This is a genomic window from Chitinimonas arctica (assembly GCF_007431345.1).
Lineage (GTDB): Bacteria > Pseudomonadota > Gammaproteobacteria > Burkholderiales > Chitinimonadaceae > Chitinimonas > Chitinimonas arctica.
The window spans coordinates 4050441-4069012 of sequence record NZ_CP041730.1; the positions used below are offsets into that span (position 1 = coordinate 4050441).

Consider the following 18572-nt stretch of genomic DNA (forward strand, 5'->3'; position numbering starts at 1 on the left):
CCGGACTGCGGGCGCTGGGTATCCGCACGAGCGACCCGTGCCTTATTCGCGGAATTGCCGGTCTATCGCGGCCAGGGTGCCGTCGGCTTGCAACTGGGCAAAGCTTTGCTGCAGGCGCTGGATTTGGGCCGGTTCCATCGCGGCGTTACAGGCAAGGTAGAGTTCGAGGTTGAGCACCGGGATGACCGGCACTACCTTGCCGTTCACGCCTTGCTTATCGATCAGCAACTGGCCGGTGGTACGGCTGGCCAGCCAGAAGTCGAGCCGGCCGGCCAAGAGGTTCTTCAGCGAGATATCGTGGTTGGCCGACATGATCACGTTGTAGCCCTTCTTGACCATGTAAAGGGCGCTGGCCGAGCTGTGATAGCCGCCTATCCGTGTTCCCATGGCCGCTTCCATGGTGGCGGGACTGTTGCGCGGCCGGTCGGCCAGCGCAAACAGCACCCCATCGATACGTGCCAATTCTCCTATCCATTTGAACTGCGCCTCCCGCTCCGGGGTGCGGGCGGTCGAGTAGACGCAGCTATTCGCCTGGATGCGGGCCAAGCCAAACGCCCTTGCCCAGGAAGTCAGCTCCAGGGTGTGGCTGAGCTTGGCATCCTTGAGGATGGCTTCCACCTTCTGGGTGGCGCTGCCACCGATCCGGCCATCGGGCAGTAGCGTGTTGTAGGGCGGTAACTCCTCGGTATAGAGCTTGATGATGGAAGGCTCGGCCAATGCATGGGCCGGCAGTAGCAACAAAAACGATAGAGAGAGTGACAGGCGCATGGCTGGACGGTGGCAGGGCATATTGCTTCACTATATGCGGGCGCTCCCGGCTTGACCGAGTTCGCTGGCGGACCATTGCGACGGTCCGATGAACGGTTCCTAGCTCGCCATCGACAAGCGCGCAGCCGCAACGCCGCTGCGTACCGCACCTTCCAGCGTGGCCGGGTAGGGGCCGGCGGTATAGTCGCCGGCCAGGAACAGCGTGGGATCGGCGGTGGCATTGCCCGGCCGTTGCAAGCCGACCCGGCAGGCAAAGGTAGCCCGCTTTTCGGCAATGACACGCTGCCAGATCGGTGCCGGCAAGTGGGGGCAGGTGCGCGCCAGTTCCGCCGCTACCCGTTCGGCGAGTTCGGATTGGGACAGCGACTCGTGTGGGCCCTCGGCGCTGAGCACCGCCGCCAGCAAACCGTCCTGGCCGCATAGCCGGCCACGGTCGAAAACCCATTGCGCGCTGCTTCCCACCAGGCCCAGCATGGGCTTGGCCAGCCGGGTGCCGGCCGGGTAGCGTAAATAGACCGTATAGATGGGCTGCCATTGCCAGTCGTCCAGCATTTCGGCGGCTTCCGCCAAGGCGGCCGAGGCATCGCGCAGCATGGCAAGGCGGTGCGGGGGCAGGGCGACCACGACTTTGTCGAAATGCTGTTCACTGCGATCCAATCGCCAACCCTCGGCGCTTTTCCACATCTGCTTGACCAGGGCATTACAGTGCAAGTTGCCGCCATGGGCTTGCAGATAACGGCCGGCGGCATCCGGAAACACAGCGGAAAGATCACTTCGCGGCAGCAGAAAGTCGCTGGCGGCGCGGCCGGCGGCCAGGCTGTCGCGCAGTACGTTCAGCAGCACCTGGGCCGAGGCGGTGGCGATCGGGGTATTGAGTGCGGCCAGGGTCAGCGGCTCCCATAAACAACGGACCAGCTTGGTCGATTGCCGTTGCGAGGCGAGCCAGTCGGCTACGCTGCAATCCCGTGCCAGTTGCCAGCCGCCCAGACGCGCGGTCGCCATGGCGCGGATCGCCGCCCATCGCTCCGCCCAACTCAGCCCTTCCGCTCCCAGTAAGCCGGCCAAGGTATGCCAGGGTGCCGGCAGGCGCGGACAAGCCAGGCGCATGGCGCGCGTGGGGCCGTCGAACATATCCAGTTCCAAGGGCACGCGGGCGAAGGCTTGCTCCTCGGCCACGCCGGCCAGGGTCATCAGGCGCAGTAATTCAGCGTAAGCGCCGATGGCCAGATGCTGGCCGTTGTCCAGGACCAGTCCGTCCACTTCCACCCTGCGGGCCCGCCCACCCGGCACCGGTCCGGCCTCGAACACCTGCACGGCGTGTCCCTGCGCGGTCAATTCCATGGCAGCCGCCATTCCGGCATAACCACCGCCGATCACGGCAAACGATTGAGTTTTTTCCAAGTGAGGGTCTTGTTCTGTCGGTTGAGCGCCAGCCGCGCGGGCGGGGCATGTTAAACCATGGCGGTGTGGGTAGCCACTGCCGCGCCCATGCGGTGGGCCGGCGGGTGATGCATTGATCGCGTTGCAGAAGGTGACGCTCTTTTTCGATAAATAGACATGCCGACTCCAAGCAAAATATATGGCCGAATTAATTAGACATATTTAGTTGCATTGCTTTGGCACATTGCAGATGCATGGAGAAATGGGATGTCAGACGGCAGGATAAGCAAGTATTCGCAAGGTGAACTTACTGCCTTGGCGGCGCTGGTTGGACAACTGGGCTTGACCGAATACTTCGGTGGCGAAGCAAGTCTATGGGGAGCGGATCCGATCTTGCGATCGCCGCATCGCTTGGGCGAGGCGATCAGCAATCTATTATTGCTGGACGGTATCGCCGCATCGGCGATCTGGCAGTACCGCACCGGACAAACCAATGACCTGGATTTGAATATCCTCGATGCCATCCACCATCTTCACCCCACCCATTTTCTGTGGCAAGCGGATCATCACCTGAATCTCGGTGCCGAAGATGTCCCCACCAACGGAATGTATCAGTGCCGCGACGGCCGTTTTATCATGATCGAAGCGGGACCGCCTTATCCGCAATTGCAGAACGGCTATCTGAACTTCTTCAATTGCGGCAATAGTCGGCAGGCACTGGCGGCCGCCATTGCCAATTGGCCCTCCGTCCTATTGGAAGAGTCGCTCGCGGTGGCGGGGTTGCCGGGCTGCATTGCCCTTACCCGGGAAGAATGGCGCAATCACCCGCAAGGCAAGCTGCTTGCCCAGGCGCCGCTGATCGAAATCGAAAAAATCGGCGAATCCGCGCCACAACCGTTTTCGCCGAATCCGGCGTCGGCATTGGCTGGCATCAAGGTGCTGGACTTCACCCATGTGCTGGCCGGTCCGCGCAGCACCCGTACCCTGGCGGAGTTCGGCGCGAAGGTGCTGCATCTCAGTTCGCCTTATCACGCCGACACCGCAATCCAGAATCTGCTGGTCAACCACGGCAAGCGCTCGGCCTATCTGGATATGCACTCGGCCGGCGCCAAGCCGCGCCTGGATGCGCTGTTGGCCGATGCCGATGTGTTCGCTTTCTCCTATCGGCCGTCGATAGCGGAGAAATTCCAGATTACTCCGGCGGAAGTTGCCGGCTTGAGCAAGAAGGGCATTGTCCATTTGTCCGTCAATGCCTATGGCCACGCGGGCCCGTGGCGGCAGCGGCCGGGATTCGATCAGAATGGCCAGGTGGCCACCGGCTTTGCCGTCGAGGAAGGTTCGCTGGATCAACCGAGATTCACGCCGGTGTTCTATCTGAACGATCTGATCGCCGGCTATGCCGCCGCGGCCGGCATGATGGCTGCCCTGTTGCGACGGGCATGCGAGGGCGGTTCCTATCACGTCAAGGTGTCGCTCGCGCGTAGCGCCATGTGGGTGCAGGACCTGGGTGGTGTCGAACAGGCGCAATGGTCGGCGGCGCCGGGCAGCGATACCTATCCCGCGAATTTGACCAGCGCGCAGACCGCTTTCGGCAAACTCACCTACCTGGCGCCGGCGGTACGGTTCAGTACCCTGCCTAAGGTCGATCTGCTGCCCGTTGCACCGTATGGCGCCCATGCCGCCAGTTGGGAACAAGACTGGTAGGCACTACACGCCGGGGCGTTCGCAGCCGGGCAGGATAGACACGGCATGCTGGACGGCAGGTACGAAAAATTGTCGAATAGCTACGTCCCTACCCGGGGACTAAATATCTTCGCGAAATATTTCGCGGAACATCTCGGGATACCGCGCCAGCACCTGCCGTGCCCGATCCGGTTTTATCGGATGTATCGTCTGGATGAAATGCAGATTTCCCTGCGGCTCCATGGCCACCAGCTCCAGGATAAAGAACAGCCGCCGTTCCGGCATGAAATACAGCCAGCTGGCCGAACCCTGGCCATATTTGGTGATCTGGTTCTGCAGTTCCAGCAGGCGCTTGGAATTGTCCGCGCTATAGAGGAATAGATCGGGCTCGCCATCTTCGCGCGGATAGCTGCGGGCGATCCGGAATGTCGCCAGCGCTTCGCGGATCTTGCGGCGGCGGATGGCTACCCTGTCGGCCTGGCGCATCTCCAGCCAGCCGGCCGCCAGGATGGCGGCGATGACCACGGCGGCGATCAGCAGATACCAGGGCGAAAAGGGGAGGGCATCCATGGCGGCGCGCACGGATCAGGCGAACCACCAGGTTTTCCAGGCAAGCCAAAGCTTGCGGATGGGGGTCAGGCTAAGGCGTTGGTTCAGCACTTTTTGCGCGCCGTCCTGCTTGATTTCCTCCAGCGTGGCACGATAGATGGCGGCCATGACCAGGCCGGCGCGCTGGCGCTTGCGATCCGCCGTGGGAAGCGCGGCCAGCGCTTCGCGGTAGTAGCCTTCGGCGCGTTCGATCTGAAAACTCATCAAGGCCTTGAAGTTGTCCGTCTCGCGGTAGCCGAGAATATCGGCGGCGGGTACGTCGAAGCGCTGCAATTCCTCCACCGGAAGATAGATACGGCCGCGCCGGGCATCTTCGCCCACGTCTCGGATGATATTGGTCAGCTGGAAGGCCATGCCCAGCTGTTCCGCATATTGGAGGGTCTTTTCGTCGGAGAAGCCGAAGATGCGGGCCGACAGCAGGCCGACCACCGAGGCCACCAGGTAACAGTATTGCCGCAGATCGGCAAAGCTGTTGTAGCGGGCTTGGGTCAGATCCATCTCCATGCCGTCGATGATCTGCAGCAATTGCTGCTGGGGCAGCTGCAGGCGGGTCACATGGGGTTGCAGCGCACGGGTAACCGGGTGTTGCGGCTTGTCCGCATAGAGGTTGCCGATTTCGCTACGCCACCAATTGAGCGTGGTGCGGGCGACGTTTTCGTCATGGGTCTCGTCCACGACATCGTCCACCTCGCGGCAGAAGGCATACAGCGCGGTGATGGCGAGCCTGGTTTGTAGCGGTAGAAAGCGGAAGCTGTAATAAAAACTGGAACCGCTCTGGGCGGCCTTGTCTTCGCAATATTGGTCTGGCGTCACGCGTGGGTCTCGGCTGGCTGGGCGGCTATGGATAGCCGCAAACCGTTTGATTGTAGCGGCTAGCAGGAATTAATTGGAGCGCGCTTGCAGCCTACTTGAGCTTACCCAGCGCCACGACGCCGGCCACCACCAGGACCAGTCCCGCCAGTTGCAACAGCGAAAAGGCTTCATGCAGGATGATCCAGCCGAATACGATGGTCAGCGCCGGGGCGATGGTCCCGATCGCGGCGGCCTGGCTGGGGCCCAGCCGCTCGACCGCGCGGGCCGCCAGCCAGATCGGCAGGACCGTGGAAAACAGCGCGGTAGCGCCTGCCAAAACCCATACCGAGGAGGGTAGATCGAGCAGGATTGCCGGCGACCGGGTCAGCATGAACTGCCCCAGTACGAATCCGCAGGCCATGGCGCCGGATAGTCCGGTCAGGCGGCTGGACCCTACCCTGCCGACGTAGCGGCCGGTGCCCATGTAATAGCAGGCGAAGCAGAGGCTGGAGAGCATCACCAGGCCGCTGCCCAGCCATACCGTGCTATCGCCGACCTGGCGAAGGTCGTGCCAGAACGCGGCCAACAAACCGAGGTAGCAAAGCGCCATGGCAGCCCATACCCGTGGATTCGGCAGCTTGCGCCGCACAAGCGCTTCCATCAGCAGTACCAGGGTGGGATAGGTAAACAGGATCAGCCGCTCAAGCCCGGCAGAGATATATTGCAGGCCGAGAAAATCGAACAGGCTGGAAAGGTAATAGCCCATCAATCCCAAGCCGGCCATGCCCAGCCAATCGCCTCGCGGCAAGGGTGGGCCACCGGCCCACCAGGCCAGCCAGATAAAGGCCGGCAGGGAAATGCCCATGCGTAGGGCAAGCAGGCTGATCGGGTCCACCGGCGCCGCTGCGTAGGCCAATTTGACGAAAATGGCCTTCATCGAAAAACAGGCGGCCGCCAGCAGGGCCAGAATACGGCCGTTGTTCCACCAATGAGCAGACCGGCTGACCATCCGTTCAGCTCAACCAGCCGGTGGCGGCCCGTTTGACCCGGTCGTTGACGGCCAGCCACTCGGCCGCCTGGGGCGGTGTCTCCAGCAACAGTGCATCGAATCCGCCGGTATCGAGCTCGCGCAGGCTGGCGTAGAGGGCGCGCGCATAGTCGTCGGCGGCCATGGGCATGGCGTGCGCGGTGGCGCCGGCAACCGCCAGCAACATCTGCGAGCGATGCAGCAAGGCGACCCGCTCGCCGGCGGCGGCGCGCTGTGCCGCCTCGCGCGCCAAGGCGTCCAGCGGGCCGACCAGCAGAGGAGTGCGCGGTGCGTAATGGGAGTCGAGCAGGCCCGAGACGCGCATCTGGGCAGTGGCCGGCTTCTCGTGATGGACCAGTTTGACACCCAGCACCGCCTCGATCGCTTCGACCGGTACGCCACCCGGACGCAGCAGGGTGGGATGGTCGCCGGTGAGGCCGACAATGGTCGATTCCACACCGACCGGGCAGGGACCGCCGTCCAGGATCAAGGGCAGACGCTCGCCGAATTCATTGAAGACGTGGCGGGCCGTGGTCGGACTGACATGCCCGAATTGATTGGCCGACGGTGCGGCCAGGCCGCCGCCGAAGCGGGTCAGCAGGGCATGGGCAAGCGGATGCGCCGGTGCCCGCAAGCCAACCGTGTCCTGCCCGCCGGTGACGGCGTCCGGCACATGCGGCTTGCGCTTCAGGATCAGTGTGAGCGAGCCGGGCCAAAAGGCATCGGCCAATTGCCGGGCGGCGGCGGGGATATCTTGCGCCCAGTCGTCCAGCTGTGCCTTGCCGGCGATATGCACGATCACCGGATGGTCGGCGGGCCGGCCCTTCAGGGCAAAAATCTTGGCGACCGCGTGCGGCTGGCTGGCGTCCGCTGCCAGGCCATAGACGGTCTCGGTGGGGATGGCGACCAGTTCGCCGGCTTGCAGCAAGGCCAGGGCGCGGTCCAGGTCGATGGAGAGATTGGGCATGGCCGCCATTTTACAGGCTCGTCGGCGCTCCGCGCCGGAAAAGCGCGGTTCATTCCCCGGGCATGCGTCGAGGGTGAGGCGATAAACAGGAATTTCGCGCTGATTTTACTAAGCCCGCGGGGGCGAATAGCGCACCGACTGGGTCAAATTCCAACGAGGAGTACCGTGCCATGGAGCGTTTTTCCGGATTGCCGGCCACCGGATTACCGGCCAGCGGATTGCCGCCCACCGGGTTGCCGGCCACCGGATCGCCGGCCGGGCCTGGCGCAAATTTCCCGGCTACGGGGATGACGGGCAATCCCATTCATCCTGGTGTCGCCCGGGTGTCCCGCAATGATCCCGCGCTGACCAGAATCGAAATCCAGCGACTCGGCGACGGGGATGCCGAGGGACTTGCCCAGGCATTGGCGAGCAACCAGCACCTGACCAAGCTATCGCTGGTCAATTGTACTTTGACGCCACCGGGCGCACGGATGCTGGTCGCGGCTTTGGCGAAGCACGCGAGCGTGACCAAGTTCGACCTGAGCAATATCCCGGTCAGTGCCGCCGTGATGCGAGAGCTGGCCGATGGGCTGAAGTCCCCTAACCCGCTAAGGAAATTGGTTTTACACCGCTGCCGGCTCGATATCCATGGCGCGCGGGAAGTGGCCGAGTTGCTGAAATGCAACCAGGATCTGCACACCTTGAAGCTTTCCCACAATGAAATCGGCGTGGAGGGCGCGCGCGATCTGGCTGATGCCATTGCCGGCAACAATGCCCTGGCAACGGTCAGCTTGATTGCCTGTCAGCTGGGGCCGGAGGGCAAGCAGATCATGCTGGAGGCCGAGAGCCGGCATCGAAACCTGATCGCCATTGAAGTAGACGATACGGCTGCAACGCAAGAAGGCGAACGGCGTGATGAGATGCAAGTCTTTCGTACCCTGTACGGGGTTGGACGTGCCAAGGCGAACGGGGAGGCAGCCGGGCAATCCGCAGGCAAGGCCATCAAACGGCGGGGTAAGGCAATGCCGAAGCAGCCAGGGACTGACGTGGTCAATCTTCCCGCCAGTCGAGGCAGCCCGGTTAAAACCCCGTCACCAGCAAGTCGACCGCAACGGCAACTTGATGCCAATGCGCAAGCTTGGGCGGGGGGAAGATTCCATAACTTGCTCAATGCCCTGCTTGAGGTAGGGAGATGGATAGGGGGAGTCAATCCAGGCGTGGTGGCCGAACCCCGACAAGCGCTTGCGGAGATCGAGGGCCCAGGTGAAAAAGCCCGGCAAGCCGATGAGACGGTGGCTAGGCTCAACGATAGTCTGAATAAAAAGCAGGCTGAATTGGATGCCCTTCGCGATGAACTGGCGGTATGGCGGTATCCAGCCTTGTCGCACGCCAACCTGGAGCCAGTGGAGCCCGCCGCTACCGCCCCGCCCGTACCGATAGACATGACGAAGTCGAAGGCGTCGCTAGCGACGCAGCGGCAATGCTTGATATATCGCCTGGAACGGAATCAGCGGAATCTGAAGCGGAGCGAGGAAGAGCTGAGCAAGCTGCAGTGCGGCATGCAGGAGGTGCGCGGCTCAAACTTGCTGAGCCTGCTTACCAATAGGAGCGACGAGCGCGAGAAACGTCTTATCGCGATGGCGCGAGTGGAGCAGGCCCGCCTGCAAACCACCTGCAAGGCGGACCAGGCAAGGTTGGACGCTTTGGAACTACGTGCTATTGCGATGGACCAAAATGAAAGGGAGTTCACGGAGGCCGATATCCTTCGCCTGCAAAAGAGTCTGGCCGCGAGCCGGGCAACGCAGGCGAGCCTGACCCGGGAGTGGCGCGCCAAGGCGAATGCCGCCTATCAAGCCAGGCAGCAACTGCAACACACGCTATCGACCCTGAACGCGCTGCAGCAAGACATAGAGAGTAAGCAGCGCACGGGCCTGTCCGCGGATACCTATCATTTCGCGATCTTCCTGGATCGGATCAAACAGATCAACGATGCCCGAATCGACTATCGCCCTCCCGTCTGCCTGATCTGCCATGTCGGCGCGACGCCGGTCCAGGACGAGCACAACCGGCGGCTGCAATCGTTTCTGGTGCAATTGCAGCGTGATCTGACCCGACTGGGGGCGACGGTCTGGCTAGACCTGGATACGCTCGACGACAGCCGGGAGCGTTATCTAAACAGCTTGGCCGAGTGCGATCACATGATATGGGTCGGCACCCCGGATTTGCGCGACCGTAGCCTTGAACCCGCTGCGGAGGGGGGCGAAAACCCGGTACAGACCGAGCTGGGGCATTTTCTTGGGCAGATCCACCTACGACCGGCTTGCGTGCTACCGCTGCTGTTCGAGGGTGAAGCCGCCACCTCCATCCCGGCCCCGTTTCTGGAGCGGCACGACTGGCTGGACTTTCGTAGTGACTATATGCGGAGCATGGCGCAGCCGCTCGGTTTGATCAGCTGTTTGTTCGGCATCGATGCCACGAAGGCGGATTATCGCCAAGCAGCCGAACGGCTTGAACGCCAGCTGGGTGTGGGTAGCCTTGCCAAGGCACGATCGGCGCCGCCGCCGGACGGTGCGGCGGGCATGATCGCCTTTCGCTGGTTCCTGCTTGGCTGCAGGGAGTTGATGGCGCGGCGGGAGATGGCGCAACCGACCTGCTACCTGAGTAGCGCCGTACAGAAGCCCGCGCTGCAGGATCAGCTTGACCGGCTGCGCGACGATCTGCAATCCCTAGGGCTCAAGGTATGGGGCGGGGATCGGGGTAGGCAGGAGCCCTCCAAGGTAGAGGAAGCCGACTTTGTCATTCTGTTCGGGTCCAGCGATACCAAGCGGCAGGCCGGCTTGTACGGCAGTACGGTGGCACGCGAACTCGCGGCGGCACGCGCCCATTGCATACCCTTGCTGCCGCTGATGTTCGAGGGCACGCCGGAGACCGTATTTCCCGAAGATCTTGGGCGGGTCGTCGTCCACGATTTCCGCCGGAGCGATCAATACAATCAGCGGATGAGCAGTCTGCACAAGCCGCGCGGCTTGATTCCGGCCATGTACGGTCTGACTTCCGACGATAAATCCTACCAAGCGCTGGTCGAAGGATTGGAGAAAGCACCGAAGCCGTGAGTGTGGCTGCGCGAACGAGCCGCCAGCTCAGTGCGCCACATCGGTACCTTGCGCCATCCTCGACGGAGTACGCATCCAGAACAATAAAGGCAGCAGCATGCAGATGGATAAGCCGAACAACAGGAACAGGTCGCTGAAAGCCAGCATCATGGCTTGCTTGCCGACCTGCAGATCGATCAGGGCATAGGCCTTGCGGGTGGCCATCGCCAAGGCTTCGCCCTTTTGCTGGAACAGGCGGGTGAAAATATCCAGGCGCTGCGCCATGGCGCTATTGTCGTGGACCAGGTGCTCGACCAGGCCGGCGCGCTTGATATCCTCCAGCCTGACCAGCAGGGTGGCCGAGATGGCGATGCCCACGCTGCCGCCCAATTGCCGAACCAGGTTGTAAAGCCCGGTCGCATTGGGAATTTCCTGTGCCTGGATGCGTGCCAGCGTCAGATTGTTGAGCGGCATGAATACCAGGCCCAGGCCGATGCCACGCAGCAGCAGGGGCCAGAAGAAGTCCGCGATGCTCGATTGGGTGGTGAACAGATGATGTCCCCACATCGCATACATGAATACCGCGGCACCGGTCACGATAATAAAGTGGGCCGGCACGCCGCGCGCCAGCAGCTTGGCGGCAATCGGCATGGCGAAGGCCGCGGCCAGGGCCGACGGCAGGATGATCATGCCGGTCTGGAAGGCATCGAAGCCAATCAGGGTCTGGGCATATACCGGGAATAGGAAAACGGTGGAAAACAGTGCGGCGCCCAGGAAGAAGGTGAAGATCAACCCGGCGGAGAATTGCAGGTCCTTCATGATGCGCAGGTTGACGATGGGGTGGGCGTATTCAAGCTGCCGAATCACGAACAGATACATACCGACAAAGCTGGCGATGGCATAGCCGAGAATCTCGGACGAATCGAACCAGTCGAGCTTTTCACCGCGCTCCAGCATCAATTGCAGCGTGCCTACGCCGATGGCCAACAGCGCCAGGCCGAGATAATCCACCGCCACGATGGGTTTGCGATGGGCGGAGTCCGGCACATAGACCAGGACCAACACCAGTGCGGCGGCGCCCAGGGGCAGGTTGATATAGAAAATCCACGGCCACGACCAGGTATCGGTAATCCAGCCACCCACGGTAGGGCCGAGCGAGGGGCCAAACATGATGCCCATGCCGAAGATGGCCATGGCCGTCGCCATCTCCTTGCTGGGGAATACCTCGTAGAGCGTGGCCTGCGCGGTAGCGATCAGCCCGCCACCCCCCAGTCCCTGGACGATGCGCCAGAACACCAGTTCACCCAGTGAACCGGCATTGCCGCAAGCCCAGGAAGCCACCGTGAACACCAGGATGGACATGGCCAGGTAATTGCGGCGGCCGAACTGATTGGACAGAAAGCCCGAGATGGGCAGGACAATGACGTTGGCGACCACGTAGGCAATGGACACCCAGGTGATTTCATCCAGGGTGGCGCCCAAGGTTCCCATCATATGCGGCACCGCCACGTTGACGATGCTGGTATCGAGCAGCTCCAGCACGCAGGCCAGGGTGACGATCATGGCGATGATAAACCGGTGGCGGTAAATGCTGTCCGCATCGGTGCTGCGCAGCAGGCCGGGGAGAATGGGTTTCATGGTCAGCGCCAGGGATAGGGATGAAGCGGCCGCCGAAACGCGTTCGGCGGCAAGAGATATCCGGTTTTTTAAAGACGCTATGCAAAGTCCACATACGAGCGTCAGCGAGGCTCCCTCGCGGCGGCGAGGGCGGGGCCGCCCGGGTAAGGGGAGTAGGACTAAATCAAGCAAAGGGCGGTTCATATGCTACGGACCGTTAACACCCGGCTGTGCCGGGTGCTGCACTACAGATTCAGATTTCCACTCCCGCAGAGCCTCATCAGCGGATACGGATACTGGCTACCACGCTCATGCCGGGACGTAAAGGCGTGGCCTTGGCATCGTAGGCATCGAGCTTGACCTTGACCGGTACACGCTGCACCACCTTGGTAAAGTTGCCGCTGGCATTATCGGGGGGCAGCAGGGCGAATTTCGCACCGGTAGCGGGGCTGAACGACTCCACCTTGCCGGTGAAGGTCGTGCCGGGATAGGCATCCACTTCCACCTCGACCGCTTGGCCGGCACGCACCTGGCCTACTTCGGTTTCCTTCAGATTGGCGGTCACCCAGACATCGTCCATGGGTACCAGATACATCAGGGTCTGGCCGGCCTGCACCAATTGGCCGGCTTCCACCGACTTCTTGCTGGCCATGCCACCGATGGGGGCGGAAACCTGGGTGTCCTTGAACTGGATGGCGGCCAGGTCGCGTTGGGCGCGTACCGAATCCACCTTGGCCTGGGCCGACTTCAGCCCGGCGCCCGCCACCCCCACCTGTTGCGAGGCGGCGCTGGCGGTATCGCGCGCGCTCCTGAGTTGCGAAGCGGTGGCACGTTCGGCAGCCAAGGCGGCATCGAGTTGTGCCGAGGTTGCCATGCCCTTGCTGGCCAGCGAGCGGGTCCGCGCCAGATCATTCCGGGCACGTTCGGCGTTGGCATCGGCCAAGGCGATGGTGGATTGCGCAGCGGCGGCGCTGGCCTGGGCGAATCCGATCTGCGCTTCCGCCTGGCCGGTACTGCCCTTGCTGCCCGATGCCGCCATGGCGATCTTCAGATCGGCTTCGGCTTGAGCCAGCTTGGCTGCGTAGTCGCGGTCATCGATCTTGACCAGCAGGCTGCCTGCCGTCACCGCCTGGTTGTCGCTGACATTCACGGTCTGCACATAACCCGATACACGGGCGGCAATAGGCACGATGTGGCCCTCCAGCTGCGCATTGTCGGTTTCCACGAAAGTACGGCCATGCCACCAGTGATAAGCAAGCCAGCCGCCTATCCCCAGTAGGGCAAGGGCAAATACGAGGCGGGCTTTGGTTTGCTTGCGCGGAGTTTCACTCATGTCGGGTTCTCTGGATTTGATTCGGGTGGTACCTGGGGCGAGGCGGGCAAACGGATACGTCAATCGGCCCGCAGGCCGCGTATCAGCATCTCGTAGTGGAAGCGGGCGAACTCAGGTAGATCGACTTCGCTGCTGTCACAGCACTCAAAGCTCTGTTTCCAGACCTTGATCATCATCAAGGGAGCGGTGACGGAACGGGTCGCCATGGCGACATCCACGGCGCGGAACTCGCCGGCGTCGATGCCGCGTTGGATGACTTCGGCGAACAGCCGGCGGCTGCGCAGTACGACTTCTTCCAGATAGAAGCGGCCCAGTTCGGGGAAATTGCTTGCTTCGGCAATCATCAGCTTGGAAATGCTGGTCGAGGGCGACTGTTGCAGGCGCTGCGCCCAGCCTTCGAGCAAAGCCCACAGCAGGTCGGCGCAACTGCCACGGTGATCGGCGACCAATAGTTCGGCGAACTCAAGGTTGGGCAGCACGGTCTCACGCACCACCGCCTTGAACAACTCTTCCTTGTTTTCGAAGTAAAGATAGAGCGTGCCCTTGGTGACGCCGGCGCGTTTGGCCACGTCATCCAGCCGGGCGGCGGCGAAGCCCTTTTCCACGAAGAGGGCGAGGGCGGCTTCGATGATTTCGGCGGGGCGCGCATCCTTGCGGCGCTGCCAGCGGGGTGGGGTAAGGTCCATGGCTCTGTGGTCGCTAATAACTGAGCGGTAATTTATTACTTAATGAACCAAAGGTCAACAACATCCCGGCGCATTGTCTTGCCGGTATGAATGGCGTATGGTTGCCTGAAATGTTCACGTCCTTTGCTAAGAACAACGCCCAAGTGTCTGAAATAAAACTGGAAATAATAGAATCACCAACCAAGCGGGCAGCCGTCGGGCGGCCGCTACTTTTTGTCCATGGTGCTTATGCCGGGGCGTGGTGCTGGCAAGCCAATTTCCTGCCTTACTTCGCCGGACTGGGCTATCACGGATTTGCGCTGAGCTTGCGCGGACATGGTTTAAGCGATGGGAGGGCACAACTGGCCGCCACTTCCATCAGCGACTACGCCTGCGATGTCGACGTGGCGGTGCGGCGCATCGAGGCAAGCACGGGGCTATCCCCCATCCTGATCGGGCACTCCATGGGCGGATTCGTGCTGCAGCAATATGCCCGCGATCATCGCGTGGCCGGCCTGGCCTTGCTGGCGACCGTACCACCGGAAGGCTTGATCGGTTCCATGCTGCACCTGGTCTGGCGGCATCCGCAGTTGATGTGGGAGTTGAATCTGTTGCAGCAAGGCGGCATGCCGCCGCATATGGATAAGCTGCGTGAATTACTGTTTTCGCCGGCCTTGCCCGATAGCCTGCTACTGCAGTATGCGGCACGTTTCCAGCATGAATCGGATCGGGCGCTGATCGATATGAGCCTACTGCAATTCGACCAGCGTCCACCTTTGGGCCAACCACCGGCCCTGGTCTTGGGGTGCGAGGACGACAAGCTGATGCCTTCCCATTTGTCCCATAGCGCGGCACGCGCCTTGGGAGTGCGCGCGCAAATGCTGGGTGGGGTCGGCCACCTGCTGATGCTGGACGCCGGTTGGCAAATCGCCGCCGACGCGCTGGCGCTTTGGCTGGCATCCTTGCCATGAACAAGCGCTACTGGATAGGGGCGCTGGCATTGCTGCTGACCGCATGTGCCGCTACGCCGCCGAAAGGACGCCAAGCTGGCGGAACGGGCAAACCGGCTGCGAATCGGCCCGTGGCCGTCCCGGCGCGGCCCAGCCTAGCGCGCATCGAAGTGGCGGTCGGCGGGCGTGAAATCGTGATGTATGCCTTGGGATTGATCGATGTCGGTTATCGCTTCGGCGGGAAAAACCCGGATGCGGGCCTGGACTGCTCCGGCATGGTGAGTTTTATTTACCGGAATGCCTTGGGTATCGAACTGCAGGGCAGCGCCGCCGATATCGCCCAGCGCGGGCGTGTGGTTCAACGGAGTGATCTGCAGGCGGGCGACCTGGTATTTTTCAATACCCTGAATCGACCGCTTTCCCATGTCGGCATCTATATCGGCGACGACAAATTTATCCATGCGCCGAGCAGCAATGGCCGGGTTCGCATCGAAAGCATGAAAAATAAATACTTCGCCACGCGTTATGAGACGGCGCGTTCCTTGCTGGCGGGGTGAATAACTATGCTGCACTCGCCACCATTGGAAAATGCGTTAAGGCCATCCTGGGCTGAACACGAAGCAAGGATTTAGGTATCTCAGCTTGGACTTCGGTTAGGTGATTTTGGAGCTCGATTTTTATGCGGGACAGTTCCGTTGCCGTGACCGCTGTGTTTGTTAACTTCAACGCATCCCAGTCTTTGAGAAGATCAGATAGTCCATTTTTATAAGCCTCTAAATCGGCAGGCGTCATGGTCTTGAAGTCGCTGCTGGTCAAATCATAGCTATAGTGAACTGCTCTATCCTTACTCCAGAGCAGGTTGGACCGTAGCTGTTCGAGAAAGCGAATTTCCGCTTGGGCCAATGCATGCGCTTTTTGTGTCTCGCTTGGATTGAATTTTATGGAACTCAATTCGCCAGGATGCATTAGTATGCCATTGGAGGCCATTTTTCGGGTCAGTTGCATACCCGTGCCAGCAGCGGTGCCGAAGCCTTTATGCACCAGCAAGCCGCAAAGTTTCCGACGCAATTTAATCTTGCGAATGCCGTTGCCAAATTGTTGGGCCAAGGTCGGGATACCCTTGGAGAAGGATATTGCCAGCGTACTGGAAAGGTCTGCCATCTCTTTGCTACCTATGGTCTCTTCGAGGCGTTTACCTTGGGCGTCATATTTAACCTCGCTCGGCGGAGAGATAAATGCCCTGGCGGCATTTGAGCCACCGTTGCCAACACAGCCATCCACATAGGTGATGCCGTCTAATTTAACGGACTTGAAAACGCCGGGGATTGCCATTGATGCACGCACCGCCTGGGCGATGGGTACATTCAGGCTCTTTGGGTCGGTAGAGGACCAAATTTTGTCGCATTTTTCGGTATCGTTATAAGCGATCACCGACAAATGCTTGAAATATTTCGGTGCTATTTCGTGCAGTTTGGCCAGGTCGCCGAATGTAACAAGATAGTCCTCCGTTTTTATATTGCCTGCGATTTCTTTTAGCGTGTTCACCTGCTCGTGGCTTAAATTGCCGGGTGATTTTAATAATGCTTGAATATTGTTCGCGGCGGTTTGCTTATGTACTTCCGCGATCAACCAATAGAGTTGCTCCGCAGCGTGCCAGCCGTGGCCATGGAGGCTGAATTCGGGTGGGGATTCCCCAGCGGGTGGCAGAGCAACGCAAGCAGGCTTTATATCTTGAGCCGGCGTACCTTCGCATGCCGGGGAAGCGGGGGATCCATTTGCCGAGTCAGTGGTGAAGAGAGCGGCAATCTTGCCCACCGTAGTGTTGTCGAGTTTCCCGCGCCCCATGAACTTGGACATATTCATTGCCATCAAGCGCTCCATTGCCTCGATGGGCATACCCAGCGCCAATGCAGAGCCGTATAACGAACCTACCGACAAGCCGGAAATATGCTCGATGCCAACTAAAGTTTTGAAGGCATTGATGATTTTGCTGAATACCAGCATGACAAGACCTTTTTGACCACCGCCATCGAAAGCAAATTTGTCTATTTCCGGGGCCGGCTTGATTACACCTATCTTTTTTAAATCTGGGCTGATGACCAGCTGGCTGCGCAAATCCGTGCATTCCAGCAACGCTTCGCGGGCGCAATGGAGTATTTTCAACGCCTTGATATGAGCTTTTGCAATATCTTTGCCGGTGGGATTCCTGGCAATAGCAGGCTCGCGGTTATTGCTCTGGAGTGGAGAGGTAAATTTTTTGACGCACTTGGCAATATTTTCTGCTTGTGCGCATTTTAAATCTATAGCTTTTGCAGCCATTTCTGTGGATTGGTCGATTTCTTCCTTGAATTCATGAAGTAGGGAATTCATTTCCTTTTCAAGAAACGCGGCCAGCATTTTTTCCAGCTGTTGACTGGTTTGTATGGGGTCGTGTTCAGTGGGTAGGATGTGGAGGAAAGTCAATAGGTTTCTCAGCCATCCGCCCCGATGGATATCGCCGGCTGTGTCGATGGTGACTGCACTGCTCCAGTTGTCTGTGTCGCCGATGGAATGATCAACGACCTTTTGCCAGGGGCTTATCAAGGGCGGCAGTTGGCTGGAAGAATGCATGGAGTCAGCTTCATTGATTAAATGTTCAGTGAATGGATTCAGGGCAAGGGTGCAGCCAAGCTAAGCATGCCGCCGGACTTCTCGCTACCGCATGAAAACAAAAGCATTCAGCAAATTTTACTTAAACGGAAGATCCCTACTTTGCTATATTTTCAATATTTCCGGTTATTACTACTCCATGCGGAGCAGATTATTCACCGATCAGCCGGCGTAGTGCATGGGTACGTGCCAGTTGGTCGGCAAGCAGGGTTTTGTAGATTTCCAGGTCCAAGGGCACGAGGGCGAGTCGCTGCGTCAGGATCAGATTGTGATCGACATCGAGGCTTAAGGTAGGCAGGCCCGCCGCCTCATCCAGCGCGTTGATTTGTATTGCCAGCTGAAACACTGCCGCGTGGGACGGGTCGCTCATCATCCGGGTGTCCAGCACCAGGCTGTCGATGATCAGGCAGAAGGGGTCATCGGCAGCCATGGTCGAGATGGCGACATCGTCAAGCTGGATTTCAAATCGTCCCGCATCGCTTAGTGTGATCGTTTGACCCATTTCCCGCGACAGTTCGTCGATAAAACGTGAAAATAAATCATGGCTTGCATGCATCAAATGAGTCTCCGCAAATGCATGGAAGTATTTAGCGTGCCGATAGTCTGGCCAGGCGCGACAAGCCTTCATTCGAAATGGTTTCGGTTTGTTGCAACACGGGTAAGGCTGCCCGGATGGCGTCGATATGGCCAAGTAGACGATTGATCATTGCCAATAATTCAATCTCATTGGCCGAGATTGCAATCCGGCAGGAAAGCACCAGTTGCGCCGAATCGGCCTGCCAGCCATAACGTATCCCGGCGCCAAGGCGAGAGGAATAGGTGCGCTGCAGTAGAAAGCATTGCAAGCTTGCAGGGTCGGTCACGGCCGTCGCGGGCAGGGGTGAGAAAACATGGATGCCGATATCCGAACCATGGTTGCAGCTTGCCAGCGATATGGCGTCGCCGGATTCGTGTTGTAGCTGCAGGGTATGGTTTGTACCGTCATTGGGTAGGCTTACACCCCATTTTTTCGCCAATTGCCGAATTGCAGGAGGGAAAGAATCTACCATTTGTCTTTA

Annotated in this window: 16 protein-coding genes; 4 read left to right on the forward strand and 12 right to left on the reverse strand. The window is 60.1% G+C overall.

Annotated features, from left to right (window positions below; genetic code table 11):
* Positions 1-42 precede the first annotated feature (42 nt).
* Together FNU76_RS18435 and hpnE are read right to left on the reverse strand one after the other, a co-directional pair.
* Positions 43-789, reverse strand: coding sequence for a substrate-binding periplasmic protein (locus FNU76_RS18435; protein ID WP_144279551.1), 747 nt, complete (start codon positions 787-789; stop codon positions 43-45).
* Between the two features lie 78 nt (positions 790-867).
* Entirely contained in the window at positions 868-2169 is a 1302-nt protein-coding gene (gene hpnE / locus FNU76_RS18440) for a hydroxysqualene dehydroxylase HpnE (protein WP_223879088.1), read from the reverse strand.
* A gap of 246 nt (positions 2170-2415) precedes the next feature.
* Between hpnE and FNU76_RS18445 the strand changes: the two genes are divergently transcribed.
* On the forward strand, positions 2416-3852 hold the full coding sequence (locus tag FNU76_RS18445; RefSeq protein ID WP_144279552.1) for a CoA transferase: 1437 nt from the start codon (positions 2416-2418) through the stop codon (positions 3850-3852).
* A 99-nt stretch (positions 3853-3951) separates the two neighbouring features.
* Here the strand turns inward: FNU76_RS18445 and FNU76_RS18450 are convergent, their stop codons facing one another.
* The 4 genes from FNU76_RS18450 to FNU76_RS18465 all read right to left on the reverse strand — a co-directional run bounded on the left by FNU76_RS18450 (position 3952) and on the right by FNU76_RS18465 (position 7235).
* Positions 3952-4401, reverse strand: a complete 450-nt coding sequence (locus tag FNU76_RS18450) for a hypothetical protein (RefSeq protein WP_144279553.1) — start codon at positions 4399-4401, stop codon at positions 3952-3954.
* A gap of 15 nt (positions 4402-4416) precedes the next feature.
* Positions 4417-5253, reverse strand: coding sequence for a presqualene diphosphate synthase HpnD (hpnD, locus tag FNU76_RS18455; protein ID WP_144279554.1), 837 nt, complete (start codon positions 5251-5253; stop codon positions 4417-4419).
* A 91-nt stretch (positions 5254-5344) separates the two neighbouring features.
* Positions 5345-6241: a DMT family transporter gene (locus tag FNU76_RS18460; RefSeq protein WP_144279555.1), complete on the reverse strand. Its 897-nt coding sequence runs from the start codon at positions 6239-6241 to the stop codon at positions 5345-5347.
* Positions 6242-6245: 4 nt separating this feature from the next.
* Positions 6246-7235, reverse strand: coding sequence for an L-threonylcarbamoyladenylate synthase (locus FNU76_RS18465; protein WP_223879089.1), 990 nt, complete (start codon positions 7233-7235; stop codon positions 6246-6248).
* A 161-nt stretch (positions 7236-7396) separates the two neighbouring features.
* On the opposite strand from FNU76_RS18465, the gene FNU76_RS18470 reads away from it, so the two are divergent.
* Positions 7397-10321: a leucine-rich repeat domain-containing protein gene (locus FNU76_RS18470; RefSeq protein ID WP_144279556.1), complete on the forward strand. Its 2925-nt coding sequence runs from the start codon at positions 7397-7399 to the stop codon at positions 10319-10321.
* Positions 10322-10348: 27 nt separating this feature from the next.
* Here FNU76_RS18470 and FNU76_RS18475 read toward each other — a convergent pair whose 3' ends face one another.
* The 3 genes from FNU76_RS18475 to FNU76_RS18485 form a co-directional block, all read right to left on the reverse strand.
* A complete protein-coding gene (locus FNU76_RS18475; protein WP_179958181.1) occupies positions 10349-11938 on the reverse strand; it encodes a DHA2 family efflux MFS transporter permease subunit in 1590 nt (529 codons plus the stop codon).
* Positions 11939-12197: 259 nt separating this feature from the next.
* The gene (locus tag FNU76_RS18480) at positions 12198-13250 is read right to left on the reverse strand and encodes an HlyD family secretion protein (RefSeq protein ID WP_144279558.1); all 1053 of its coding nucleotides are present in this window, start codon (positions 13248-13250) and stop codon (positions 12198-12200) included.
* Between the two features lie 59 nt (positions 13251-13309).
* The gene (locus tag FNU76_RS18485) at positions 13310-13936 is read right to left on the reverse strand and encodes a TetR/AcrR family transcriptional regulator (protein WP_144279559.1); all 627 of its coding nucleotides are present in this window, start codon (positions 13934-13936) and stop codon (positions 13310-13312) included.
* A gap of 143 nt (positions 13937-14079) precedes the next feature.
* On the opposite strand from FNU76_RS18485, the gene FNU76_RS18490 reads away from it, so the two are divergent.
* Positions 14080-14886 (forward strand): alpha/beta hydrolase, encoded by an 807-nt coding sequence (locus FNU76_RS18490; RefSeq protein WP_179958182.1) that lies wholly within the window; start codon positions 14080-14082, stop codon positions 14884-14886.
* Positions 14883-15422: a C40 family peptidase gene (locus tag FNU76_RS18495; RefSeq protein ID WP_144279561.1), complete on the forward strand. Its 540-nt coding sequence runs from the start codon at positions 14883-14885 to the stop codon at positions 15420-15422. The genes FNU76_RS18490 and FNU76_RS18495 overlap by 4 nt, the downstream gene beginning before the upstream one ends.
* A gap of 4 nt (positions 15423-15426) precedes the next feature.
* On the opposite strand, the gene FNU76_RS18500 is transcribed toward FNU76_RS18495, so the two are convergent.
* The 3 genes from FNU76_RS18500 to FNU76_RS18510 form a co-directional block, all read right to left on the reverse strand.
* Positions 15427-17475: a patatin-like phospholipase family protein gene (locus tag FNU76_RS18500; RefSeq protein WP_144279562.1), complete on the reverse strand. Its 2049-nt coding sequence runs from the start codon at positions 17473-17475 to the stop codon at positions 15427-15429.
* Positions 17476-17665: 190 nt separating this feature from the next.
* Positions 17666-18070, reverse strand: coding sequence for a CesT family type III secretion system chaperone (locus FNU76_RS18505; protein WP_144279563.1), 405 nt, complete (start codon positions 18068-18070; stop codon positions 17666-17668).
* A gap of 31 nt (positions 18071-18101) precedes the next feature.
* A complete protein-coding gene (locus FNU76_RS18510) occupies positions 18102-18563 on the reverse strand; it encodes a type III secretion system chaperone (protein ID WP_144279564.1) in 462 nt (153 codons plus the stop codon).
* Positions 18564-18572: the final 9 nt, after the last annotated feature.